The sequence below is a fragment of the Candidatus Blastococcus massiliensis AP3 genome (assembly GCF_000582785.1).
GTDB classification, from domain to species: domain Bacteria; phylum Actinomycetota; class Actinomycetes; order Mycobacteriales; family Geodermatophilaceae; genus Blastococcus; species Blastococcus massiliensis.
In genome coordinates, this window is the sequence record NZ_HG931175.1 from 717350 (window position 1) to 741326 (window position 23977).

The following is a 23977-nucleotide window of genomic DNA, read 5'->3' on the forward strand; positions in this document are numbered from 1 at the left end:
GAGGAGTACCTGTGAACGACCTGATCGACACCACGGAGATGTACCTCCGCACCATCTTCGAGCTCGAGGAGGAGGGCATCACGCCTCTCCGGGCCCGGATCGCGGAGCGGCTCCACCAGAGCGGCCCCACCGTGAGCCAGACGGTGGCCCGCATGGAGCGCGACGGCTTGCTGACCGTCGAGGGCGACCGTCACCTGCAGCTGTCGGACGAGGGTCGCAAGCTGGCCACCGCCGTCATGCGCAAGCACCGGCTGGCCGAGTGCCTGCTCGTGGACGTGATCGGGCTGGACTACGCCGACGTCCACGAGGAGGCCTGTCGCTGGGAGCACGTGATGAGCGAGGCCGTCGAGCGCCGGCTGCTCTCCCTGCTGGGCAACCCCAGCGTCTCGCCCTTCGGCAACCCGATCCCGGGGCTGGAGTCGCTGCGCGGCGAGGAGCCGCTCGGTGGCGAGACGTCCGCGGTGCTGGACTCCCTCGCGCTCCTGTCGACGATCGCGACCGCGGAGGGCCGCCCGGTGGTGATCCGGCGGATCAGCGAGCAGCTGCAGGAGAACGCCGACGTGCTGCGCGCCCTGGCCGACCACGGGGTGCGGCCCGGCGTCACGATGCGCGCCCGCCTGGTCGAGGGCTCCGTGGCCCTGGACGACTACGTGCTGCCCGTGGGCGTGGCCCAGCACATGTTCGTGAGCGCCGCCGACGAGGAGCTGACCCCGCTCGAGGCCGCCCCGCTGCTCTGACCGCCGGGGCGGGGAGCGGCCGGCTGGGGACGGCGGCTCGCTCACTACGGTGGGGCGGTCCCCGCCGCCCGTCGGAAGAAGGCCCCGGTGAGCTCCTCCGCTCCTGCACCCGCCGACCCGGCCGCCGAGCCGGCGCCCACACCCTTCCACCGGCTGAGCGACTTCGTCACCCTGCCGCGGATCGGTGCGCTGGCCCTGTCGGCGGACGGATCCCGGCTGGCGGTCTCGCTGGCCACCCTGGATCCCGCCAAGAAGAAGTGGCAGACGGCGCTGTGGGAGGTCGACCCGGCGGGAGCGCGGCCGGCCCGCCGGCTCACCCGCAGCGTCCCCGGCGAGTCCGCGCCGGTGTGGGCCCCCGACGGCTCGCTGCTGTTCACCTCGGCCCGCCCGGACCCGGGGGCCGCGGAGGCGGGGGAACCGAAGCCGGCCCTGTGGAGCCTTCCCCCTGGGGGCGGTGAGGCCCGTCCGGTGCTCGCCCGCCCCGGCGGCATCTCGGCCGTGGCGGTGGCGGCCGACAGCGGGGACCTCGTCGTCGCCTCGGCCACGGTCCCCGGAGGCTCGGAGGCCGAGGCCGACGAGCAGCGCCGCAAGCAGCGGGCCGACGCCGGCATCACCGCGATCCTGCACGAGGCCTATCCCGTCCGGTACTGGGACCACGACCTGGGTCCGGCCGCGCCGCACCTGTTCTGGGCCGGGCAACTGCCCGACGAGGACCCGACGGGGGCCGGCGAGCCGCTGCCGCTGCGCGACCTGACGCCCGAGGCGACGCCGCCGCACGGCGCCGGTGAGGACTTCACCCTCTCGCCCGACGGGCGGCTGCTCGCCCGCGCCGAGGAGATCCCCGACGGGCCGGCCGGCCACCGCAACCGGGTGGTGCTCATCGCCACCGACGGCAGCGGGACGCGGGTGCTGGTCGACGATCCGCTGGCCGACGTCTACGGCGCCCGGTTCTCCCCCGACGGCACCTCGCTCATCTGCGTCCGCGAGTCGCTGTCCAGCTACGCCGAGCCGCCGGACTACACGCTCCTGGTCGTCGACGTCGAGAGCGGCACGGCCCGCGACCTGACGCCCGAGTTCGACCGGTGGCCGAGCGCTCCGCAGTTCAGCGCCGACGGCACGGCCGTCTACTTCCTCGCCGACGACGACGGCCGGCACGCCGTCTTCCGGGTGCCCGTGGACGGCGGCACGCCGACGCGGCTGACCGGCGACGGGGCGTACAGCCACCTGCAGGTCGCCCCCGACGGCACCGCCCTCTACGCGCTGCGCTCGGCCTACGACTCCCCCTCGGTGCCGGTACGGCTGGACCCGGAGGCGCCCCTGCAGGACCCGGTCGTGCTGCCCAGCCCGGGCACCGTCGACGCGCTGCCCGGCACGCTGACCGAGGTGCGGGCCACCACGGAGGACGGCGTCGAGGTGCAGGCGTGGCTCGTGCTCCCCGAGGGCGCCTCGGCGGAGACCCCCGCGCCGCTCGTGCTGTGGATCCACGGCGGACCCCTGATGAGCTGGAACTCGTGGTCGTGGCGCTGGTGCCCGTGGGTGCTCGCCGCCCAGGGCTACGCGGTGCTGCTGCCCAACCCGGCGCTGTCGCAGGGCTTCGGTCAGGACTTCGTCCGCCGCGGCTGGGGCGAGTGGGGCGGCGCGCCCTACACGGACCTGATGGCCGCCGTCGACGCCGCGGAGGCCCGTCCCGACATCGACGCGGACCGGACGGCGGCCATGGGCGGCTCGTTCGGCGGCTACATGGCCAACTGGGTGGCCACGCAGACCGACCGCTTCCGGGCGATCGTCACCCATGCCGGGCTCTGGCACATCGACTCGTTCACCGGGACCACCGACGCCGCGTACTACTGGGAGAAGGAGTGGGGCGACCCGCTGCAGGAGCCCAAGCGCTACGAGCAGAACTCGCCACACCGGTACGCCGACGCGATCCGCACGCCGATGCTGGTGATCCACGGCGACAAGGACTACCGCGTGCCCGTGGGCGAGGCCCTGCACCTCTGGTACGACCTGCAGAAGCGGGGCGTGCCGTCGAAGTTCCTCTACTTCCCCGACGAGAACCACTGGGTGCTCACCTCCGGGAACTCCGCGGTCTGGTACGAGACCGTGCTGGCCTTCCTGGGCGAACACGTTCTCGAGCAGGAATGGCGGCGCCCGGAGCTGCTCTGAGCCACCCGGTCGCCCGCATCAGCCCGACGGCATCCCGGCCGGGTCCAGGTCCTCCGGCCAGCGGGCGGCCTCGACGAGGAACGCGCGCAGCCGGCTTGGCGGCACGCAAGCGGCCAGGGCGTCGGCGATCAGTGCGGCGAGCGAGTAGTCGGGGTCGCTGTCGAGCGCGCGGTCCACGGCGATGTTGGCCATCGCCCCGTCGCCGCGCAGCCAGGCGCTGACGGCCAGCAACGTCGCCGGGGCGGCGTCCAGCGGGGACGGCGCCCGACGCGTGCACTCGGTCCAGAGCACCTCGGCCGCCGCCGCGTCGTCGGCGAGGGACAGCTGGAGCGACCAGTCGCGGACGGCGACCTCGCGCAGGCCCCACAGGATGCGGGCGACGTCGTCGTCGGGGAGGCGTTCGCTGTCCGGTCCCGGCCGGCAGCGCTCGACCGCTCGCCGGATCAGCCGGCGCGAGGCCTCTGCCCGGGCCTGCCTGCTGGGTTCCTGCGCGAGCTCCTCGACGGTGCGCAGGCACGCGCTCCGCATGGCGGCCTGCGCGCCGGCCCCGGGGCGGGCGATGCGCTGCTCCAGCGCCGACCGGTCCCCCGCCACCACCGTGCCGGCGGCCACGGAGGCGGCCTCGATCTGCCCGACCTCCGCCGGCAGCAGGGTGCCGGCCCCGGGACCGCAGCAGGGATGGGGGCAGTCGAAGTCCCACCACCGCCCGCCACGCACGAGCAACGCCTGCTCCAGCGGGATCCCGGCCGCGTCCAGGGCGAGCACGAGGTCGTGCACCAGCGCCCGGTGCGGCAGGCCGGTGCCCGGCCAGGGCTCGTCGGGGAGCTCGGAGAGCACGAGGGCCACGGCCCCCCGCGGATCGTCGGTGCCCAGGCTGTCGGCCAGGGCCGAGGCGAGTGCCCGGCGGTGCGCCGCGGCCGGGAGATCGGCGCGCACGGTCAGCCCGACCCGGCGTCCGGACTCCCCACCCAGGCCGATGAGCACCACGGACTCGTCGGGCCGGTAGCCGAGCAGGTGCGGCAGGCCCGCGGCGAGCTCACCGGGGTCCCCGACCCGGACCGGGTCGGGGGCGGGTGGCCCGTCGGGAAGGGTGGAGGACCGGGGTGGCGGGCGGTCGGTCGGATGCGGCGTGTCCATGGACCGACCGTGCCCGCGGCCGTGCTCGCCCGGCGGCCGCCCATCGGATCTGTGGACCGGCCGCCGGGCTGTGGACGGTTCAGTCGAGCGCGTCGGCCTGCGTCTCGTAGGCCTGCTCGAGCAGCGACGCGAATGCCGCGGGGTCCAGCGCGGCACCCGCTCCGCTCGGGTCCGCCGACAGCGTCGTCATGATGATCAGCCGGTCGCCGTCCTGGACGGCGCCGAGCAGCACCGGCACCGACGCCTGCGTCCCGTCGGGGAGCGCCACCACGGTGGTGTAGCGCAGCGCGGCCGAGCCGTCGCCGAGGTCTGCGACCGGCAGCTCCTCGAACGTGACGGTGGCGTCCCCGATCTCCGGCGAGCTGATCTGCGCCTGCGGGCAGCGCTCGACGGCGCTCGCCAGCTCGTCGATGGCGCCCTCGACCGGCCCACCGCGGGTCAGCATCTCGACGGTGACCGTGGTGCCCACCGTGGCGCTCACGGCGGCGATGTCGTCGAAGTCCGCGAGGTCGGGCTGGGTGCCCTCGACGGCGCCCGCACACGACTCGGGCGTGATCTGCACGTCGCTGAACTGCTCCGCGAGGCCCGCGCCCCGCTCGAGCTCCTCCGGTGACACCGCGGCCACGACCGCGTCGGGCCCGAACGCGTCGGCGGGCAGCAGACCGGAGGCGAGATCCGGCTGCTTCGCCGGCTCCGAGGAGGCGGCGGACTTCTTCGAGCCGGAGGCCGACCGCTCGTCGCCGTCGTCGCCACCCCCGCACCCGGTGAGGACGGCAGCGCAGGTCAGGCCCGCGGCGAGCAGCCGCAGCCGGCCGGACCGGGAAGTCATCGACATGGCCAGACGGTAGCCGCCCGGCCGGGCACCGCGGGTCACCCGAGCAGGCGCGCGGCTGCCGCTCAGACCCGGTACTGCACGGCCGCGCGCGCGGCGAGGATCGGCCGGACGTGCTCGGCGACCACCGCCTGGTGCACCGGGTCCCGGGCGTAGCGGGAGAACGCCTCGGCGTCCGGGAAGTCGGCGATGAGCACCGCGGAGGCGTTGCCCTCGGACAGCCCGGCGTCCTCGGCGACCACCAGGGAGGTCATGCCCCCGACCTCCCGCCGCAGCCCCCGCAGCGCCTCGACGGCGGCGCTGCGCCGCTGCGCGTCGGCCGCCGGAGACCACGTGAACGTGACGACGTGACGGATCATGGGCTGCACCCTGCCAGGTGGCGGATGCACCCGGACGGGGGTCGCGCGCCCGGCTGGTGGCCGGACGCGGCGGGTGGCCTCGTTAGAGTCCCGGTCATGGGACGGTCGTTGCGCATCGCACTGCTGTCCTACCGCAGCAAGCCGCACGGCGGCGGGCAGGGCGTCTACGTCCGTGCGCTGTCGCGGGAGCTGGCCGAGCTCGGCCACCGCGTCGAGGTCTTCAGCGGTCAGCCCTACCCCGAGCTCGACGACGGCGTGCCGCTCACCAAGCTGCCCAGCCTCGACCTGTACCGAGAGCCGGATCCGTTCCGCATCCCGCGGCTCTCGGAGTTCCGCGACCGGATCGACGTCCTCGAGTACGCGACCATGTGCGCCGCCGGCTTCCCCGAGCCGCTCACCTTCACGCTGCGCGCCGCCCGGCACCTGCTCCCCCGGGCCGCCGAGTTCGACGTCGTCCACGACAACCAGTCCCTCGGCTACGGGCTGCTGAAGCTGACCCGCGCCGGTCTGCCGACCGTCGCGACGGTGCACCACCCGATCGCCATCGACCGCGAGCTCGAGCTCGCGGCCGCGCCGTCGCTGTACAAGAAGCTGACGCTGCGCCGCTGGTACGCGTTCACCCGCATGCAGGCCAGGGTCGTGCAGCAGCTGGACGCGATCACCACGGTGTCGGAGACCTCGCGCACCGACATCGCGAAGTACATGGGCCTGCCCGCCTCGCGGGTCGACCTCATCCCGAACGGCATCGACCCCGGCACGTTCGCGCCCCCGGCCGAGGGGCAGCGCCGCGAGAGCGACTCGATCCTGGCCATCACCAGCGCCGACGTGCCGCTCAAGGGCCTGGTGCACCTGCTCGAGGCGGTGGCCAAGCTGCGCACCGAGCGCCCGGCCACGCTCACCGTCGTCGGCAGCGCGCGCCCGGGCGGCCCCGCGGAGGCGGCACTGGACCGGCTCGCCCTCCACGACGCCGTGCGCTTCACCGGGTCGGTCTCCGAGGAGGAGCTGATCGGGCTGCTGCAGCGGGCGACGGTGATGGCGATCCCCTCCCTGTACGAGGGCTTCTCGCTGCCCGCGATCGAGGCGATGGCCTGCGCGACGCCGCTGGTCACGACCGACGCGGGTGCGCTGCCCGAGGTCGTGGGCACCCGGGCCGGGCTGCGGGTGAAGGCCGGCGACGTCGGCGAGCTCACCGCGGCGCTGAAGCTGGTGCTCGACTCGCCGTCCCTGGGCGAGCAGCTCGGCCGCGCCGGCCGGCGCCGCGTGCTGGACAACTACACCTGGCGGGCCACCGCCGAGCGCACCGCCGCCTGGTACGCGCAGACCCTGGACCGGAAGGGGCCCCCTTGCTGACCGTCGACTACGACTCGCTCGACCTGCGGCCGGGCATGCGCGTCCTCGACCTGGGCTGTGGCGAGGGCCGGCACGCCTTCGAGGCGATCCGCCGGGGGGCCGACGTCGTCGCGGTCGACTGGGGCGTCTCCGAGGTGGAGACGACGAAGCGCTGGCTGGGCGCGATCGTCGAGTCCGGCGAGGCGGGCCTCCGGCCCGACGGCACCCCGGCCCGCTTCGAGGTGGTGCGCGGGGACCTGCTGCGCCTGCCCTTCCCCGACGCCAGCGTCGACCGGGTGATGGCGTCGGAGGTCCTCGAGCACATCCCCGACGACGTGACGGCGATGGCGGAGATCTTCCGGGTGCTCAAGCCCGGCGGCCGGATGGTGATGACCGTGCCGCGGTACGGCCCCGAGCGGATCTGCTGGGCGCTGTCGGACGAGTACCACGCCAACGAGGGCGGCCACATCCGCATCTACCGCCGCGGCGTGGTCCGCGAGCGGCTCGCCTCGGTCGGCCTGCAGCCCGGCCGCACCCACCACGCCCACTCGCTGCACGCTCCGTTCTGGTGGCTGAAGTGCGCGGTCGGGGTGGAGAAGGACAACGCCGCCGTCCGCGCCTACCACCGGCTGCTGGTCTGGGACCTCATGCACCGCCCGTGGCTCACCCGCACGGCCGAGAAGCTGATGGACCCGGTCTTCGGCAAGAGCTTCGTCATCTACGCCGACAAGCCCGCGGACGCCGGCGGCGTTCCAGCCGACGAGGTGGAGCGGGTCCTTGCCGCCGGCTGACGCGCGGCGGCTGCTGCCCGAGCTGCCGGGCGTGCTCACGGGCGACCAGGTGCGGACGACGGTCGCCTGGATCGCCGGGCAGCAGCTCACCGACGGCGCCCTCCCCTGGTTCCGCGGCGGCCAGCTCGACCCCTGGGACTCCGTCGAGGCGGCCATGGCCCTCGACGTCGGCGGGGAGCACGACCGCGCCGCCGCCGCCTACCGCTGGCTGGCCGGGCGGCAGCGCCCGGACGGCTCCTGGGCCGCGGAGTACCGGGACGGCGCCGAGGTCTCCGCCGACGTCGAGAGCAACCACGCCGGCTACCTCGCCGTCGGCCTGTGGCACCGGTGGCTGATCGCTCGCGACGAGGCGCTCGTCGCCGAGCTGTGGCCGGTCGTGCGCCGCGGGCTCGACCTGGTCGTGGCCATGCAGCTGGACGGCGGCGCGATCGGCTGGGCGCTGCGCCGCGACCGCACCCCGGACCAGCTGGCCCTGCTGACCGGCAACGCCAGCCTGTTCCAGGCGCTGCGCTGCGGCATCGCGCTGGCCGGCCTCGTGGGCGAGCCGCAGCCGGACTGGGAGCTGGCGGTCGGCGACCTCGGCACGGCGCTGCGCACCCGGCCGGACGCCTTCGCCGACCGCTCGCGCTACTCGATGGACTGGTACTACCCGGTACTGGGCGGCGCGGTCACCGGCGAGCAGGCCCGCGAGCGGCTGGCCGCCGGCTGGGACACGTTCGTCGTCCCGGGCCTGGGCGCCCGCTGCGTCTCCGACCGCCCCTGGGTCACCGGCGCCGAGACCTGCGAGCTGGCGCTCGCGCTGGTCGTCGCCGGCCAGCGGGACGCCGCGCTGGAGCAGGTCGCGGCCATGCAGCACCTGCGCGACGACGACGGTTCCTACTGGACCGGCTACGTGTTCGCCGACGACGCCCGCTGGCCGATCGAGCGGACCACCTGGACCGCCGCCGCGGTGCTGCTGGCCGCCGACGCGCTCTCCGGCGCGACACCGGCTTCGGGGCTGTTCGCCGACCCCGCCGCGCTGCCCGCGGCCGGCACCGACGACACCGCCCAGCCCGCCGATTGGGTGCCGGGAGGTGCGGGCACGGCACGTCCGTGACCGAGCCTCCCGACATCGCGGTCGTGGTGATGTCCCGCGACCGGCGGGAGGAGCTGCTCGCCACCCTCCCGCGGCACGAGGCGCCGGTCGTCCTCGTGGACAACGCATCGGCCGACGGCTCGGTCGACGCGGTCCGCGCGGCCTGCCCCGACGTCACGGTGGTGCCCCTCGAGGACAACGTCGGGGCCTACGCCCGGACGATCGGCGTGGCACGCGCCGGGACCGAGTTCGTCGCGTTCGCCGACGACGACTCCTGGTGGGCGCCGGGGGACCTGGCACGGGCCGTCGCGCTGTTGCGGGCCCACCCCCGGCTGGCGGTGGTCAACGCGCGGATCCTGGTCGGCCCCGAGGAGCGGCTGGACCCGGCGTGCGCGGAGATGGCGCGCAGCCCGTTGCCGCGGGGCGACCTCCCCGGGCCCGCGCTGCTCGGCTTCGTCGCCTGCGGGGCCGTCGTGCGGACCGCGGCCTTCGGGGCGGTGGGCGGGTTCGACCCCGTCGTCCGCTTCCCCGGCGAGGAGGAGCGGCTGGCCCTCGACCTCGCCGCCGCCGGCTGGGCCATGGCCTACGTCGACGCGCTCACCGTGCACCACCACCCCTCGCCGCGGCGGCACTCCCCCACCCGCCGTCAGGCGGCCGTGTGGCGCAGCCGGTTGCTCACCGCCTCGATGCGGCTGCCGCTCCCCGACCTCGCGCGGCTCGTGGCCGGTGCCGTGCGATCCGGGCGACCCGGCGTGGCCGGGCTGCTCCGGGCCCTGCCGGACCTCCTGGCCGCGCTACGACGACGGCGGGTCATCCCCTCCCGCGTGCGTGCCGACCTGCGGCTCCTGGCCGGCCGGGCGGTGTGACGCCCGGACGTCCGCGTTGAGCCGGGCGGCCTGCCGGGTGAGGTGGTCCCGCTCGGGCAGGTTCGGCGCCGACCGGGCGGCCTCGGCGTAGAGCCGGGCGGCGGTCTCCCGGTCGCCGTCCCGCTCGTGCAGGTAGGCGGCGACGGCGGTGTGCCGGGGCACGGAGGGGTCGACCTGGGCCAGGGCGGCAAGCCCGGCCCGCGGCCCGTCGGCCTCACCGACCGCGACCGCCCGGTTCAGGCGGACCACCGGGCTCCCGGTGAGCCGCACGAGCTCGTCGTACCACTCGACGATCTGCACCCAGTCGGTCTCGGCCGCCGTGCGTGCGTCGGCGTGCAGCGCGGCGACGGCAGCCTGTGCCTGGAACTCCCCCAGCCGGTCACGGGCCAGCGCGGCCTGGAGCACCTCCACGCCCTCGGCGATCTGCCGGGTGTCCCACCGGCTCCGGTCCTGCTCGGCCAGCGGCACCAGGCTGCCGTCGGGGCGGGTCCGCGCGGGCCGTCGCGCGTGGTGCAGCAGCATCAGCGCGAGCAAGCCCGCCACCTCCTCGTGGTCGGTCATCGCCGCGAGCTGACGGGTGAGGCGGATCGCCTCGGCGGCAAGATCGACGTCGCCCGAGTAGCCCTCGTTGAAGACCAGGTAGAGCACCCGCAGCACCGTGCCGACGTCGCCGGGCCGGTCGAACCGGACGCCGGTGACGGTCCGCTTCGCCCGGCTGATGCGCTGCGCCATGGTCGCCTCGGGCACCAGGTAGGCCTGGGCGATCTGCCGCGTGGTCAGGCCGCCGACCGCGCGCAGGGTGAGCGCCACCGCCGATGCCGGGCTCAGGGACGGGTGGGCGCAGAGGAAGTAGAGCCGGAGGGTGTCGTCCACGACCTCGGCGGGGCCGGGGGCCGGCTCCTGGTCGAGCACGAGCTCACGCCTGCGCCGGGAGGAGTCGGCGCGGACGGCGTCGAGGAACCGGCGCCAGGCCACGGTGACCAGCCAGCCCTGCGGGTCGCGCGGCGGGTCGTGCGGCCACACGCGCACGGCCTCGACCAATGCCTCCTGGACGGCGTCCTCGGCCGCCGCGAAGTCGGCTCCGCGGCGGCCGAGGATCCCGATCACGGTGGGAGTGAGCGCCCGCAGCAGGGTTGCGTCGACGGCGCTGTCCACCACGACCGTCACTCCGTGATGGTCGGGGGCGCAGCCAGGAAGGGACGGACCTCGAGCCACTCGTGGATCGGCTCGCCGCCCGCGCCCGGCGCCGACGACAGCTCGCCGGCCAGCTCGACCGCCCGTTCCTGGCTGTCGACGTCGATGATCATCCAGCCGGCGATGAGGTCCTTGGTCTCCGCGAACGGGCCGTCGGTGACCGGGGGCCGTCCGGCGCCGTCGGAACGCACCCACATGCCGTCGGGCGACAGCGCCTGCCCGTCCACGAACTCGCCGGTGCCCTCGAGCCGGGCGGCGAAGTCCTGCATGAACTGGATGTGCGCGGTCACCTCGGCCGGCGTCCAGCGGTCCATCGGCACGTCGTTCACCGCCGCCGGGGCGCCGCGGTAGTGCTTGAGCAGCAGGTACTTGGCCATCGTCTTCTCCTCGCGGGACGTGCGGCCCATTCTGGCCGCCTGCACCCCTGGGTCGGAGCCGCGTCCGGCTTCTCGACATCCGCCGGGAACTTTCCTCCGCGAGTTCTAGCGGGCGCAGTCGATGCAGGTGCGCGCGGTGGGCCGGGCGGCCAGGCGCTCCTCGCCGATGGGCCGCCCGCAGGTCTCGCAGCGCCCGTACGTGCCCGCCTCCACCGCCGTCACCGCGGCGTCGACGTCGGCCAGCCGGCGACGGGCCTGGTCCAGCAGCGCCGCGACCTGCTGGCGCTCGAAGGCGATCGTGGCGCCCTCGGGGTCGTGCTCGTCGTCGGCGTTCGAGGCCTGCGACGCGGCCACGATCTCGTCGAACTGACGGGTCAGCGCCGCGATCTGCGCCAGCGCCGCGACCCGCTCGGCCTCCAGCTCACCGCTCACGACGCAGCAGCCGCATCGACCCGACGCCGGGCAGCTCGGTGAAGTCGCCGGACTCCAGGACCCGCCGGTAGACCCCGTAGGGCGCCTGACCGCCGTCGGCCGGATCGGGGAAGACGTCGTGGATGGCCAGCGTGCCGCCGACCGCGAGCTTGGCGACCCACGCGTCCTGGTCGCGCCGCGCCGACTCCTCGGTGTGGCTGCCGTCGAGGAACAGCAGCGCCAGCGGGGTGCTCCACAGCGGGGCGAGCACCTCCGACCGGGTCACCACGGCGACGACGACGTCCTCGGCGCCGGCGGTGGCGATGGTGTTCCGGAACCGGGGCAGCGTGTCGATCAGCCCGACGGCGGGGTCGACCAGCGACGGGTCGTGGTACTCCCAGCCGGGCTGGTGCTCCTCGGAGCCGCGGTGGTGGTCGACGGTCACCACCTGGCGGCCGGTCTCCCGGGCGGCGGCGGCCAGGTAGAGCGCCGAGCGGCCCATCCAGCTGCCGACCTCCAGCAGCGGGCCGGGGACGGCGACACCGCGGGCGGCCTCGTAGAGGGCGAGCCCCTCGTCGTCGGGCATGAAACCGGGGGCGGCCTGGGCGGCGGCGAGCAGATCGGACACGTGCACAGCTTGGCTCACCGCGCGAAGCGGGTGCGCAGGGCGGTCACCCGGCGCTCGGTCGCCTCGCCCGCGGAGGTGCTCGCGGCCGTGGCGAAGAACGCGCCGACCGCCGTCGTCACCGGGACGGCGAGGACCAGGGCGATGGCCCCCACCAGCGTGCGGATGACCTCCTCGGCGAGGGCGGCCGAGGTGAGGACGGTCCAGAAGGGCTGGTCGTAGAGCTCGAAGAGCAGCAGCAGGGGCAGTGCGGCGCCCGAGTAGGCGAACACGATCGTGTAGACCGTCGACGCGATGTGGTCGCGGCCGACCGCCATGCCGCGGTTGTACAGCTCCCGCCAGGTCATGCCCTCGTCGACCTCGTGCAGCTGCCAGATGGCCGAGGCCTGCGTGATCGTGACGTCGTTGAGCACGCCCAGCCCGGCGACCACGATCCCGGCGAGGACCAGGCCGGAGAAGCTCAGCGTCGGGTCGTAGGTGTTGAGCGTGTTGGTCTCCTCGCTGGTCAGGCCGGTGAGCCGCGCGGCCGACACCGCCATGGACCCGAGGACGGCGACCAGCGAGAGCCCGAACAGGGTGCCGACCAGCGCCGTCGTCGTGCGCGCCGAGAAACCGTGCGCGAGGTACAGGACGACGAACATGATCGCTGCGGAACCGACCAGGCTGACCAGCACCGGCGAGGACTCGGACAGCAGGCCGGGCAGCACGAACTTCAGCAGGACGACGAAGGCGAAGGCCAGCCCGACGAGGGAGGCGAGCCCGCGCCAGCGCGCGACCAGCCCCACCACGAGGGCGAAGGCGACCGCGAGCGTGATGATCGGGGCGTCGCGCTGGAAGTCGAAGAACTGGTAGCTCGGACCGCCCTCGGCGCCGGCGTCGCGGGTCAGGACCAGGGTGTCGCCCTCCTCGACCCCACCGGCGACGACGTCGGGCTGCAGGTCCACCTGCTGGTAGTCCCCCGTCCCCTCCCCCTCGAGCACCTCGACGACGGCTCGTGCGCAGGTGGCCGGGCGGCCGGGGTCACCGCAGTCGTACGTCTCGATCGAGACCACCCGGCCGTCGGGATAGGTGGTGCCGGGCGGCAGGTAGGTGGCGGCCACCTGCTCGGCGCGGGTGGGCTCGCCGTCGGGCCACATGACCAGCAGGCCGATGACGGTGGCCAGCCCCACGGGCACCAGGAGGAGCAGCATCAGCCAGACGGCGCGCTTCCGGAGACGGACCGCCTCGGGGCTGGGCGGCGGCGCGTCGGGATCGGGGCCGTGGCTGTGCGAATGGCCGGTAGACACCCGGACAGGCTAGGAGCCCGGCCGCCGTGGACCGGTCCCCGACACCGACCGGGATCAGGCTCCCCGACACCGACGGGGATCAGGCATGGTCGCGGGGCGACCCGTCGGGACCCTCCGGCGACACCTCTGCGGGCCGCTCGGCACCGTTCTCGTCCACGACGGGGAACCGGTGCCACAGGCCGCTCAGCTGCAGGGGCCGGGCGACCGCCGGCGGCGGCGCGACCAGCGCCACCTCGATGCCGCGCGGAGCCGCCATCCTCTGCAGCTGGACCAGCACGGCCAGGCCCGGGGAGTTCATGAAGGTCACCCCGGCCAGGCGCAGCTCGGCGCGGGTCAGCGACTGCCCCGACAGGAGCGCCTCGGTCATGGCCCGCACCAGCGGACGACGCGCCGCCTCGGTCAGCTCCCCGGCCACCGTGAGGCTCATGGTGTCCCCCTCGCTGACGGAGGTGACCACCGGTTCGTCAGCGTGCGTGCCCGCCTGCTGCTCTGCTGCGTCCGTCGTCTCCTCCACGGACCTGGACTGCCCCGTGCGGGTGGAGTTCACGCGTGCCGCACTCTGCCGGCGCGGGCGTTCTGCCACCCTCCGCGCCATGACTCCGCCCGCTCCCCCACCCCCGGTCGGCACCCGGACGCGCCCCGATCTGCCGTGGCCCACGATCGCCGTGACCGGTGTCCTCACCGTCCTGGCGATCGTGGTCGGGCAGCGCGACTGGGCGGTTCCCGAGCGGGTGCTCGGTGGCTGGCAGATCGCGGACGTCCCGTCGTCGCTCACGGCGCTCCTGCTCGCCGGCAGCGCGGTCTGCCTGGTCCTGGGCGCGTGGGCCACGCTGCGGGACGCCTCGCTACGCCCCTCGGACCCGGCCTTCCTGGTCTGGGTGGTCGTCTCGCTGCTCGCGGTGGCGGCCCTGCTCTGGAACGCGCTCGTCCTGGCCGCCGACGCCGAGTTCGAGACCGGCGCGATCATCCCGGTCCTCCACTGGGTGTTCACCTTCGTGCCGGCGCTGCTGGCGGGTCTCGCGGCGCGGAACAGGGGTGTCGCCGGGGCGGTCGCCGCGGCGCTGGGCACCGGCGTGGTGACCCTGCCGCTGTTCGGTCTGGGCTGGTCGCTGCTGAGCTCGCGCGAGTCGGTGACCGGCGGGGTCTCGAGCAGCCTCTGGGCCACGGCGGTCCTCGGCGTCGTCCCGCTCGTGATCGCGGCGGCGATGGCACGGAGCAGCGCTCGGACCGCCGCCTGGAAACGGGAACATCCGGGGCGCTGACACGTTTACCTGGATGCACGAGTGAGGTAATCTCTAGTCGCCACTAGAGGTTCACTCCTCGGGCAGCGAACACACCAGAGACACTCCGGAGGTATCGATCATGATGCTGACCGCCTACGACCCGTTCGCCGCCACGTCCGCCGCCTTCCGGGCGCTGGACCAGCTCACCGGGCGGGCCGGTTCGCAGACCGCCCGCGCACTGTCGGGCATGCCGATGGACGCCTACCGCGTGGGTGACAACTTCGTCGCCCACTTCGACCTCCCCGGCGTCGACCCCGGCTCGATCGACCTGTCGATCGAGGGCAACACCCTCACCGTCAGCGCCGAGCGCAGCGTCCCCCAGCTGGAGAACGCCGAGTGGGCCGTCGCCGAGCGGCCGTTCGGCAGCTACACCCGCCAGCTGGTCCTGGGACGCAGCCTCGACACCGACCGGCTCGAGGCGAGCTACCACGACGGCGTGCTCACGGTGAGCATCCCGGTCGCCGAGAAGGCGAAGGCACGCAAGATCAGCGTGACCAGGGCCGACGCCCCCGCCGCCGTCGAGGGCCGCACGATCGAGGGCGAGTCCGCGCAGGCGGAGCAGAAGTCCGTCACCAGCTGATGGCGGCGACCGGAGGGGCCGGGCCCGGCGGGTCCGGCCCCTCCGTCGTCCCACGACTCGAAGGAGGACGGTGATGGCCGAGGCCACCGATCCGCTGCGCCGCCTGGACGATCCCGACTTCCCCGCGCTGACCATGAGCCAGGCCGCCGAACTGCTGGGCGTCCAGGCCGCCTTCCTCCGCAGCCTCGACTCCTCCGGGGCCCTCCAGCCGCACCGGTCGGCCGGCGGTCACCGCCGCTACTCGCGCACGCAGCTCGGCCTGGCGGCCCGCTTCCGCGGGCTCCTCGACGACGGGCACTCCCTGGCCTCGGCGGAGACGATCGTCGGCCTGCAGGACCAGCTCGCCACCGCACACGCGGACCTGGAGCAGCTCCGGTCCGACGTCGCCCGGATGCGCGACGACGGCACCGACCCGCTTGCGCGGGAACCCTAGGGGGGTATAGTTCCGGTCGTGCCGCGAGGTCCGCGGCCACGGCAGGAGGGACCGGCGTGGAGACCGTCGAGCACGCGGGGCACGGCTACATCAACCGCAAGGACGACTACCTCAAGCGGCTGCGCCGCATCGAGGGCCAGGCCCGCGGCCTGCAGCGCATGGTCGAGGACGAGAAGTACTGCATCGACATCCTCACCCAGGTCTCGGCGATGACGAAGGCCCTGCAGGCGGTCTCCCTGGGGCTGCTCGAGGAGCACCTGAGCCACTGCGTCGTGCAGGCGGCGCAGCAGGGCGGCCGCGAGGCGGACGAGAAGATCCGCGAAGCCTCCGACGCCATCGCCCGCCTCGTCCGCTCCTGACCGCTCCCCCACCCCGAGAGGAACCCCCATGACCACCGCCAGCTTCACCGTCGTCGGCATGACCTGCGGCCACTGCGTCAACTCCGTGACCGAGGAGGTCTCCGCCGTCCCGGGCGTCAGTGCCGTCGACGTCGACCTCGAGTCCGGCGGGCTCACGGTCACCAGCGACGCCCCGGTCGACGAGTCCGCCGTCCGCGCTGCCGTGGAGGAGGCCGGTTACTCCGTGGCCGGCTGATCCAGCCCGCCCGGCGACCGCATCGCCATGAACACACCGGTCAAGCTCGCCGCCTTCGGCGTCGGCCTGCTCGCGCTCTTCGGCGCCGCCACCGGCCTCGGTGCGGTGGTGGGCCCGGTCGGCGCGGCGGCCGACGAGCCCTCGTCCGCCGGGCACGACATGGGGTCGCAGCCCGGGGCCGGGCACCAGGAGCAGGCGCCGCACGAGGCGGCCGGCGCGCACCTGCCCGCCGGCCTCGTCGTCTCCGAGGACGGGTACACGCTCGTCCTCGACCAGCCCACCCTCCCGGCCGGTGCCGGTGTGCCCCTCGCCTTCAGGATCGAGGGCCCCGACGGCCACGCCGTCGCCGACTACGAGGTCCGCCACGACGAGGACCTGCACCTGATCGCGGTGCGCCGCGACCTGACCGGCTACCAGCACGTGCACCCGGAGCAGGACGCCGACGGCGTCTGGCGGGTGCCGCTGGACCTCTCCCCCGGCTCGTGGCGGGTGTTCGCCGACTTCGCCGCGAGTGCCGACGGCGAGGACCGCGTCCTCGGCGCCGAGCTCGCCGTCGGCGGCGAGTACGCCCCGCAGCCGCTGCCCGCTCCCGCCGCCGTGGCCGAGGTGGACGGCTACACCGTCGTCCTCGACGGCGCGCTGACCGCCGGCGAGGAGACCGAGCTCCGCTTCGGCATCAGCCGCGACGGCGTGCCGGTCACCGACCTGGAGAGCTACCTGGGCGCCTACGGGCACCTGGTGGCCCTGCGCCAGGGCGATCTGGGGTACCTGCACGTGCACCCGAGCGACCCCCCGGGCGGCGCGGCGCCGGCACCCGGCCCGAACGTCGGCTTCGCCACCACCGCCCCCTCGGCCGGCACGTACCGGCTGTTCCTGGACTTCAAGCACGGTGACGTCGTCCGGACGGCCGCCTTCACGGTGACGGTCGGCGCGCACGAGGAGCACGGATCATGACCACCGCCCCGACCGGGCCGCTCACCGACGTCGAACTGCTCATCGGCGGGATGACGTGCGCCTCGTGCGCGTCCCGCGTGGAGAAGAAGCTCAACAAGCTCGACGGCGTCACGGCCACGGTCAACTACGCCACCGAGAAGGCCAAGGTCAGCATCGCCGGCGACGTCACCACCGAGGACCTCATCGCCACCGTCGAGAAGACCGGCTACACGGCGTCGCTGCCGGAGCCGCCGACGGCCGAGACGCCGGCCGAGGTCGACGAGGTGGCACCGCTGCGCACGCGGCTGGTCGTCTCCGCCCTGCTCAGCGTGCCGGTGATCGCCCTGGCGATGGTGCCGGCCTGGCAGTTCGAGTACTGGCAGTGGCTCTCGCTCACCCTGGCCGCACCCGTCGTGGTCTGGGGCGGGCTGCCGTTCCACCGCGCCGCCTGGACCAACCTCCGGCACGGCGCGGCCACCATGGACACCCTGGTCTCGCTGGGCACGCTGGCCGCGTTCGGCTGGTCGATCTACGCGCTGTTCTGGGGCACCGCCGGCATCCCCGGCATGGTGCACCCCTTCGAGCTGACCATCGAGCGCTCCGACGGCAGCGCCAACATCTACCTCGAGGCCGCCGCCGGCGTCACCACCTTCATCCTGGCCGGCCGGTACTTCGAGGCGCGATCCAAGCGGCGGGCCGGGGCCGCCCTCCGGGCCCTGCTGGAGCTCGGCGCCAAGGAGGTCTCGGTGCTGCGCGACGGCGCCGAGGTGCGCGTTCTGGTCGACCGGCTGGCGGTCGGCGACCTGTTCGTCGTCCGGCCAGGGGAGAAGATCGCCGCCGACGGCGAGGTCACCGAGGGCTCCTCGGCCGTGGACGCATCGATGCTCACCGGCGAGTCCGTCCCGGTGGAGGTCGGACCCGGCGACACCGTCGTCGGCGGCACGGTCAACGCCGGCGGCCGGCTGGTCGTGCGGGCCACCCGGATCGGCGCGGAGACCCAGCTCGCCCAGATGGCGCGGCTGGTCGAGGACGCGCAGAACGGCAAGGCCGAGGTGCAGCGGCTCGCCGACCGCATCTCCGGGATCTTCGTCCCGATCGTGCTGGCGCTGACCGCCGCCACCCTCGGCTTCTGGATCGGCACCGGCGCCGGGCTGCCGGCGGCGTTCACCGCGGCCGTCTCCGTCCTGATCATCGCCTGCCCGTGCGCGCTCGGGCTGGCCACGCCGACGGCGCTCATGGTCGGCACCGGCCGCGGCGCCCAGCTGGGCATCCTGATCAAGGGCCCCGAGGTGCTCGAGAGCACCCGCCGGGTCGACACCGTCGTCCTGGACAAGACCGGCACGGTGACCACCGGCCGAATGACCCTGCTCGACGTCGTCGCCGCCGAGGGCGAGGACCGCGACCTGCTGCTGCGGACGGCCGGCGCCCTGGAGGCGGCGTCGGAGCACCCGATCGCCCAGACCGTCGCCCGCGCCGCCGCCGAGCGCGGGCCGCTTCCCCCGGTCGAGGGCTTCACCAACGTCGAGGGGCTCGGCGTGCACGGTGTCGTGGACGGCGCGGCGGTCGTAGTCGGCCGTCCGCGCCTGCTGGCCGACTGGTCGCTGACCCTGCCGGAGGCCCTCGAGCGGGCCGCCGACGAGGCCGAGGAGGCCGGGCGGACGGCGATCGCCGTCGGCTGGGACGGCGCCGCCCGCGGCGTGCTCGTCGTCGCGGACGCGGTCAAGCCGACCTCGGCCGCGGCGATCGGGCAGCTGCGCGGGCTGGGGCTGACGCCGATCCTGCTCACCGGTGACAACGCACGGGCCGCGCGGACGGTGGCGGCGCAGGTGGGGATCGACGAGGTGGTGGCCGAGGTGCTGCCGCAGGAGAAGGTCGACGTCGTGAAGCGGCTCCAGGGCGAGGGCCGGGTCGTGGCGATGGTCGGTGACGGCGTCAACGACGCCGCCGCCCTCGCCCAGGCCGACCTGGGGCTGGCCATGGGCACCGGCACCGACGTCGCGATCGAGGCCAGCGACCTGACCCTCGTGCGCGGCGACCTGCGGGTCGCGGCCGATGCCATCCGGCTCTCCCGCCGGACGCTGTCGACCATCAAGGGCAACCTGTTCTGGGCGTTCGGCTACAACGTGGCGGCGATCCCGCTGGCGATGGCCGGGCTGCTCAACCCGATGATCGCCGGCGCGGCCATGGCGTTCAGCTCGGTGTTCGTCGTCTCCAACTCGCTGCGGCTGCGGAGCTTCGCGCCGCTGCCGGAGAATCGCGACGCCGCCACGGCGCTGCCGTCCGGACGCGCACGCACGGAGGAGCCCGCCCGATGACCGACCCGGCCCGCCTCGGCGCCGCCGCCGGCGCCACCGCCGGCGCCACCGCGGGGCTGCTCCTGCTCACCCGGCCGCAATGGGCGCTCGACGCGGTCGCGCCGGCTTTCCCGCGGGAGCGCCGCTGGATCGTGCGCGCGCTCGGCGCCCGCATGCTCGTCCAGCACGGCGCGGTGCTGGCCCGACCGGAACCCGCCGTCCTCACCGCGGGCGCCGGCATCGACCTGCTGCACGCCGCGAGCATGCTGCCCTTCCTCGGCTCGGGCCGGTACGGGCGGGCGGCACGGATCAGCGCCGCGGTCGCGCTGGGCTCCGCGGTGGCCGGACGCGTGCTCGCCGGCTCACAGCGCCGGTAGCAGCAGCAGCGCCGTCGGCAGCAGGAGCAGGAGTCCGGCGCTCAGCAGGGCAGCGGCCCGGGCGGGCGCGGGCAGCGGGGACGGCGGTTCGAGCAGCCGCACGACCCGGGCGTGCACCGCACCCCCGGTCACCGCGAGCGCGCCGCCGGGTACCTCCGCGCCCCCGGGCCGCCCGGCCGCGGCGACGATCGCCTGCGCCAGCGTGCGGCGCGGATCAGCGCCGTCGAGCTCGCGCAGCCCGACGTCGTCGGCCCGCATCTCGACCAGCTCCCGGACGGCGGCGTGCGCACGCCCGGCCGCCGGCAGCACCGGCAGTGCCGCCTCCCACGCCACGAACGGCAGCAGGTAGAGGTGGTGGTGCTCGCGCAGGTGCGCCCGCTCGTGCGCCACGACGGCGGCGAGCTCGGCCTCGTCGAGCTCGGCGACCATGCCGGAGGACAGCACCAGCAGCGGCCGTGCCCCGGGGATGCAGAAGGCCACCGGGGCGGGGTGCTCCAGCAGCCGGGTGTCCGGTGCACCACCCGGCTCGACGACCAGCTCCAGCAGCTGCCGGTGGCGGCGCCGGGTGCGGGCGGTCCGGAGCCAGGACAGCGCCAGCACGCCGACCAGCTGGAGGGCCAGCACCGCGGCCAGGGTCAGGGTCACCCAGTGGTCGCCGCGCACCGGGCCGCCGGCGGACTCGCCGCGGATCCACGACCACCACGCCTCCGGCAGCGAGTGACCCCACGGCGCGAGGCCGTGCACCAGCAGGGCGCCGATGATCGACAACCCACCGGCCAGACCGATCGCCTGCCAGCAGACCAGCGCCACCAGCGGGTCCCGGCCCGGCCAGCGGGCCCGGCCGAGCAGCGCCGGGATCGGCCACGCCAGCAACGCGGCGAGGACGGCGAGGGCGGCCGCGGTGACGGGCAGCATCGGTCAGGGTGTGGCCGGGTCAGCGACCGTCGCCGGCCAGCAGCTCCCGGAGCAGGCGCGCCTCGTCGTCGTCCACACCGCCGACGAAACGGGCCAGCACGGCCTGCCGGTCGGCGGACTGACCCAGCACCTCGTGCATGAGCTCGGCGGCGTGCTCCTCGCGGCTGGCGCGGGCGGTGAAGCGCCGCGGCCGGGCGTCGTCGTGCACGACGAAGCCCTTCTGCTCCAACCGGGTCAGCACCGTGTGCACGGTGGTCAGCGCGATCCCGCGGTCGGCGAGCCCGTCCCGCAGGGCGGTCGCGGCCACCGGCCCCTCGGCCGACCACAGCTGGTCCATGACGGCCCGCTCCAGCTGGCCCAGCGTGGCCATCGCTCCTCCTGTCGTACGACTCACAGCACCTTCTTCTACGTGTCGTAGAAGAGACTCTTCTACTCAGCGTAGAAAGAACAGGTCGATCGTACGACGGTCGGAGCCGAGAGACGAGGAGCAGGTGCCGTGGACGTGCTGGGCCTCGACACGTTGGACATCGCGCGCTGGCAGTTCGGGATCACGACCGTCTACCACTTCATGATGGTCCCGCTGACCATCGGCCTGGGGATCCTGCTGGTGGTCATGCACACCATGTGGGTGCGCACCGACAGCCCCGAGTGGCTCCGCATGACCCGCTTCTGGGGCAAGATCTTCCTGATCAACTTCGTCCTGGGCGTGGCCACCGGCCTGGTCCAGGAGTTCCAGTTCGGCCTGGCCTGGAGCGAGTACTCCCGCTTCGTGGGCGACGTCTTCGGCTCGCTGCTCGCCCTGGAGGCCCTGCTGGCCTTCTTCCTCGAGTCGACCTTCCTCGGCCTGTGGATCTTCGGCTGGGGACGGATCCCGAAGAAGCTGCACCTGGCCACCCTGTGGGCGGCGGTCATCGGCTCGGTCGTGAGCGCGTACTTCATCATCGCGGCCAACTCCTGGATGCAGCACCCGGTCGGGGTTGTCGCCGACGACGCGACCGGCCGGCCGCAGCAGGTCGACTTCCTCGCCGTGCTGACCAACAACACCGCGCTGGCGGCCTTCACCCACACCATCGTCGCCGCGCTGATGGTCGCCGGCGCCCTGCTCGTCGGCGTCGGGCTCTACCACCTGCGCCGGCGGCGGCTCGCCGGGCGCTCGCCCGAGGAGATCGATCACCAGGTCTGGCGCCGCTCGGTCCGGATCGGTGGCTGGGTGTCGCTCGCGGCCTTCGTCCTGGTGGCGGTGACCGGCGACTGGCAGGCCAAGCTGATGTACCACCAGCAGCCGCTGAAGATGAGCTCGGCCGAGGCGCTGTGCGAGACGGAGGCGCCGGCGTCGTTCTCGATCTTCGCCTGGAGCAAGCTCGGCTCCAACGAGTGCGACGACGTCCACTCGATCACCGTCCCGGGGCTGCTCTCCTTCCTCGCCAACGGGAACTTCACCAGCGAGGTGCCGGGCGTCAACGAGCTGCAGGAGCGCTACGCCGAGGTCTACGGCGCCACCTACCCCGACGACCCGTCGCGCTTCGGCAACCTGGCCGGGGAGCCGGTGGACTACCAGCCCCTGCTGGCGGTCACCTACTGGAGCTTCCGGCTGATGATCGGCATGGGGGCGGTGTCGGCCGGGGTCGCGGCCTACGCGCTGTGGTCGACCCGGCGCGGCCGGGTGCCCACCTCGCGGCTCGGCGTCTACGGCTCGCTGGCGGCCGTGGGTGCGCCGTTCGTGGCCAACGCGTCGGGGTGGATCTTCACCGAGATGGGCCGACAGCCCTTCGTCGTCGTCCCCAACCCGGACGTGCCGCTCGACGAGCAGATCTGGTTCTTCACCGCCCAGGCCGTCTCCCCCGGCGTCACCGCCGGCGAGGTCTGGACGTCGCTGACCGCCCTGACCCTGGTCTACGGGGTGCTCGCGGTCATCGAGATCGGGCTGCTCACGGCGTTCATCCGCTCCGGCGTCACCGCGAGCGACACCGCCGTCGAACCCCCGATCGGCACCGGCCGGGACGACGACCGCCGCTCCGGCCCGGACGGCGACGCCGGAGGTGCCGGCAGCCCGGGCACGGACCGCCGCGCCGACGACGACGTCCTCCAGTTCGCCTACTGACGCCCCCCACCCCGACCCGTAGACCCGAGGACCCGTCATGGACCTGCAGACCCTGTGGTTCGCCGCCGTCGCCGTGCTCTGGATCGGCTTCCTGTTCCTGGAGGGCTTCGACTTCGGCGTCGCCGCCCTGCTGCCCGTGCTGGGCCGCAGGACGGCCGACCGGCACCTGATGCTGCGCAGCATCGGCCCGCTCTGGGACGGCAACGAGGTCTGGCTGATCACCGCCGTCGGCGCGGTGTTCGCCGCCTTCCCGGGCTGGTACGCCACCTGGCTGCCGGCGCTCTACCTGCCCTTCGTGCTGGTGCTCTTCGGCCTGATCATCCGGGCGGTGGCCTTCGAGTGGCGGCACCAGTCGCACGACCCGCGCTGGGACGGCACCTGGACGCACGTGATCACCGCCGGCTCGCTGATCGCCGCCCTCGGCGTGGGGGCGGCCCTGGCCACCACGACGCTGGGCCTGCCGATCGACGGCGACGGCATCCGGGTGGGCGGCAGCTTCGCCGGCGTGGGGTGGACGGCGCTGCTGGGCGCGGTCGCGGTGCTCGCCTTCTCGGCCGTGCACGGCGCGCTGTTCCTGGCGCTGAAGACCGACGGCGACGTCCGGCTCCGCGCCCGCGCCTTCGCCCTGCGCTGGTCGCCGGTGGCCGCGCTGCCGCTGCTGGCCTGGGCCGGGCTGGTGCACCTGCGCTCCGGGACACCGGTCACCGCCGTGCTGTGGGTCGTCGGCGCGCTGGCCGTCCTGGTGACCTGGGCGTGCATCCGGGTCGACCGCGAGGGGCCGGCCTTCGCCGGCTGGGCGGGAATGCTGGTCAGCTCGACCGCGACGATCTTCGGAGCCGCCTACCCCGTCGTCGTCCCCTCGACGATCGACCCCGCGTTCGACCTGACGATCGCCGACGCGTCGGTCAGCGACTACACGCTCACCGTGATGACGTGGGCCGCCGCCGTCGGGCTGCCGGTCGTGCTGGCCTACCAGGCGTGGACCTACTGGGTGTTCCGCAAGCGACTGACCGCCGAGCCGCAGCACGAGGACGCCCCCGGCAGTGGCGACGCCCCCGCGCCCAGCGAGGTGCCCGCATGAGCACCGGCGCCGAGGCGCCTCGTGGACCGCTGGGCGCGCTGGCCGGCGTCCCGGGGCTGACCGGCGCACTGGTCCGTGCCGCGCTGGCGGCACTGGTCCAGACCGCGGGGCTGGTGCTGCTCGCCGCCGGCCTGGCGCACGCGGTGGCCCGCGGCTCGGGGTTGACCGACGGGCCGCTGACCGGCCCGCTGGTCCTGGCGG

28 protein-coding genes are annotated in these 23977 nt (G+C 74.5%); 17 read left to right on the forward strand and 11 right to left on the reverse strand.

Translation table 11 applies throughout. The annotated features are described in order from the left end of the window. Positions 1-11: 11 nt before the first annotated feature. Both BN344_RS17515 and BN344_RS17520 read left to right on the forward strand, forming a co-directional pair. The gene (locus BN344_RS17515; protein ID WP_081788734.1) at positions 12-737 is read left to right on the forward strand and encodes a metal-dependent transcriptional regulator; all 726 of its coding nucleotides are present in this window, start codon (positions 12-14) and stop codon (positions 735-737) included. A gap of 87 nt (positions 738-824) precedes the next feature. After that, positions 825-2903 carry a S9 family peptidase gene (locus BN344_RS17520; RefSeq protein ID WP_051516071.1) on the forward strand — a complete coding sequence of 693 codons (2079 nt, stop codon included), beginning with the start codon at positions 825-827 and terminating at the stop codon, positions 2901-2903. 18 nt (positions 2904-2921) lie between these two features. Here BN344_RS17520 and BN344_RS17525 read toward each other — a convergent pair whose 3' ends face one another. The 3 genes from BN344_RS17525 to BN344_RS17535 form a co-directional block, all read right to left on the reverse strand. Next, entirely contained in the window at positions 2922-4040 is a 1119-nt protein-coding gene (locus BN344_RS17525) for a DUF4192 domain-containing protein (RefSeq protein WP_081788735.1), read from the reverse strand. Positions 4041-4119: 79 nt separating this feature from the next. Beyond that, entirely contained in the window at positions 4120-4875 is a 756-nt protein-coding gene (locus BN344_RS17530; protein WP_155858934.1) for a hypothetical protein, read from the reverse strand. Positions 4876-4937: 62 nt separating this feature from the next. Beyond that, positions 4938-5231 carry a Dabb family protein gene (locus BN344_RS17535; RefSeq protein ID WP_040339756.1) on the reverse strand — a complete coding sequence of 98 codons (294 nt, stop codon included), beginning with the start codon at positions 5229-5231 and terminating at the stop codon, positions 4938-4940. Positions 5232-5327: 96 nt separating this feature from the next. Between BN344_RS17535 and BN344_RS17540 the strand changes: the two genes are divergently transcribed. Genes BN344_RS17540 through BN344_RS17555 form a run of 4 tightly spaced genes read left to right on the forward strand, consistent with a single transcriptional unit; the run spans position 5328 to position 9292 of the window. Further along, positions 5328-6581 (forward strand): glycosyltransferase family 4 protein, encoded by a 1254-nt coding sequence (locus BN344_RS17540; RefSeq protein ID WP_081788736.1) that lies wholly within the window; start codon positions 5328-5330, stop codon positions 6579-6581. Continuing rightward, positions 6575-7351, forward strand: coding sequence for a class I SAM-dependent methyltransferase (locus tag BN344_RS17545; RefSeq protein WP_040339757.1), 777 nt, complete (start codon positions 6575-6577; stop codon positions 7349-7351). The genes BN344_RS17540 and BN344_RS17545 overlap by 7 nt, the downstream gene beginning before the upstream one ends. Further along, positions 7338-8447 (forward strand): prenyltransferase/squalene oxidase repeat-containing protein, encoded by a 1110-nt coding sequence (locus tag BN344_RS17550; RefSeq protein WP_040339758.1) that lies wholly within the window; start codon positions 7338-7340, stop codon positions 8445-8447. Before BN344_RS17545 ends, BN344_RS17550 begins: the two co-directional genes overlap by 14 nt. Next, a complete protein-coding gene (locus BN344_RS17555) occupies positions 8444-9292 on the forward strand; it encodes a glycosyltransferase family 2 protein (RefSeq protein ID WP_040339759.1) in 849 nt (282 codons plus the stop codon). The genes BN344_RS17550 and BN344_RS17555 overlap by 4 nt, the downstream gene beginning before the upstream one ends. Here the strand turns inward: BN344_RS17555 and BN344_RS17560 are convergent. The 6 genes from BN344_RS17560 to BN344_RS17585 form a co-directional block, all read right to left on the reverse strand. Further along, complete coding sequence (locus BN344_RS17560) at positions 9221-10459, reverse strand: RNA polymerase sigma factor (RefSeq protein ID WP_231486982.1); 1239 nt, start codon at positions 10457-10459, stop codon at positions 9221-9223. The two genes, BN344_RS17555 and BN344_RS17560, sit on opposite strands and share 72 nt — an antisense overlap. Continuing rightward, positions 10456-10893, reverse strand: coding sequence for a YciI family protein (locus BN344_RS17565; protein ID WP_231486985.1), 438 nt, complete (start codon positions 10891-10893; stop codon positions 10456-10458). The genes BN344_RS17560 and BN344_RS17565 overlap by 4 nt, the downstream gene beginning before the upstream one ends. A 75-nt stretch (positions 10894-10968) precedes the next feature. Then, entirely contained in the window at positions 10969-11295 is a 327-nt protein-coding gene (locus tag BN344_RS17570) for a TraR/DksA family transcriptional regulator (RefSeq protein WP_040339760.1), read from the reverse strand. Further along, a complete protein-coding gene (locus BN344_RS17575; RefSeq protein WP_231486986.1) occupies positions 11285-11902 on the reverse strand; it encodes a class I SAM-dependent methyltransferase in 618 nt (205 codons plus the stop codon). The genes BN344_RS17570 and BN344_RS17575 overlap by 11 nt, the downstream gene beginning before the upstream one ends. Before the next feature lie 14 nt (positions 11903-11916). Then, positions 11917-13185: a YibE/F family protein gene (locus tag BN344_RS17580; protein WP_040339762.1), complete on the reverse strand. Its 1269-nt coding sequence runs from the start codon at positions 13183-13185 to the stop codon at positions 11917-11919. Positions 13186-13264: 79 nt separating this feature from the next. Continuing rightward, positions 13265-13732: an STAS domain-containing protein gene (locus tag BN344_RS17585; protein ID WP_231486988.1), complete on the reverse strand. Its 468-nt coding sequence runs from the start codon at positions 13730-13732 to the stop codon at positions 13265-13267. 46 nt (positions 13733-13778) lie between these two features. Between BN344_RS17585 and BN344_RS17590 the strand changes: the two genes are divergently transcribed. From BN344_RS17590 to BN344_RS17625, 8 genes are all read left to right on the forward strand, one after another. Then, positions 13779-14447, forward strand: coding sequence for a hypothetical protein (locus BN344_RS17590; RefSeq protein WP_155858935.1), 669 nt, complete (start codon positions 13779-13781; stop codon positions 14445-14447). Positions 14448-14547: 100 nt separating this feature from the next. Then, positions 14548-15048, forward strand: a complete 501-nt coding sequence (locus BN344_RS17595; RefSeq protein WP_081788738.1) for an Hsp20/alpha crystallin family protein — start codon at positions 14548-14550, stop codon at positions 15046-15048. Positions 15049-15121: 73 nt separating this feature from the next. Then, positions 15122-15481 carry a helix-turn-helix domain-containing protein gene (locus tag BN344_RS17600; protein ID WP_040339764.1) on the forward strand — a complete coding sequence of 120 codons (360 nt, stop codon included), beginning with the start codon at positions 15122-15124 and terminating at the stop codon, positions 15479-15481. A 56-nt stretch (positions 15482-15537) separates the two neighbouring features. Next, positions 15538-15840, forward strand: coding sequence for a metal-sensitive transcriptional regulator (locus BN344_RS17605; RefSeq protein WP_040339765.1), 303 nt, complete (start codon positions 15538-15540; stop codon positions 15838-15840). A 28-nt stretch (positions 15841-15868) separates the two neighbouring features. After that, on the forward strand, positions 15869-16075 hold the full coding sequence (locus BN344_RS17610; RefSeq protein WP_040339766.1) for a heavy-metal-associated domain-containing protein: 207 nt from the start codon (positions 15869-15871) through the stop codon (positions 16073-16075). Positions 16076-16102: 27 nt separating this feature from the next. Next, complete coding sequence (locus BN344_RS17615) at positions 16103-17029, forward strand: hypothetical protein (RefSeq protein WP_040339767.1); 927 nt, start codon at positions 16103-16105, stop codon at positions 17027-17029. Then, positions 17026-19323: a heavy metal translocating P-type ATPase gene (locus BN344_RS17620; RefSeq protein ID WP_040339768.1), complete on the forward strand. Its 2298-nt coding sequence runs from the start codon at positions 17026-17028 to the stop codon at positions 19321-19323. Before BN344_RS17615 ends, BN344_RS17620 begins: the two co-directional genes overlap by 4 nt. After that, positions 19320-19679, forward strand: a complete 360-nt coding sequence (locus BN344_RS17625; RefSeq protein WP_040339769.1) for a hypothetical protein — start codon at positions 19320-19322, stop codon at positions 19677-19679. Before BN344_RS17620 ends, BN344_RS17625 begins: the two co-directional genes overlap by 4 nt. Here the strand turns inward: BN344_RS17625 and BN344_RS17630 are convergent. Both BN344_RS17630 and BN344_RS17635 read right to left on the reverse strand, forming a co-directional pair. Continuing rightward, positions 19665-20594, reverse strand: a complete 930-nt coding sequence (locus BN344_RS17630) for a M56 family metallopeptidase (protein WP_040339770.1) — start codon at positions 20592-20594, stop codon at positions 19665-19667. The two genes, BN344_RS17625 and BN344_RS17630, sit on opposite strands and share 15 nt — an antisense overlap. Positions 20595-20613: 19 nt before the next feature. After that, on the reverse strand, positions 20614-20964 hold the full coding sequence (locus tag BN344_RS17635) for a BlaI/MecI/CopY family transcriptional regulator (protein WP_040339771.1): 351 nt from the start codon (positions 20962-20964) through the stop codon (positions 20614-20616). Between the two features lie 126 nt (positions 20965-21090). Here BN344_RS17635 and BN344_RS17640 point away from each other — a divergent pair, with 126 nt between their 5' ends. The 3 genes from BN344_RS17640 to BN344_RS20415 form a co-directional block, all read left to right on the forward strand. Next, positions 21091-22695, forward strand: coding sequence for a cytochrome ubiquinol oxidase subunit I (locus tag BN344_RS17640; RefSeq protein WP_081788739.1), 1605 nt, complete (start codon positions 21091-21093; stop codon positions 22693-22695). A 37-nt stretch (positions 22696-22732) separates the two neighbouring features. Beyond that, a complete protein-coding gene (gene cydB / locus BN344_RS17645; protein ID WP_051516073.1) occupies positions 22733-23776 on the forward strand; it encodes a cytochrome d ubiquinol oxidase subunit II in 1044 nt (347 codons plus the stop codon). Further along, positions 23773-23977 (forward strand): hypothetical protein (locus BN344_RS20415; protein ID WP_040339772.1); only part of this gene is annotated, 205 nt, incomplete at its 3' end. The genes cydB and BN344_RS20415, both read left to right, overlap by 4 nt.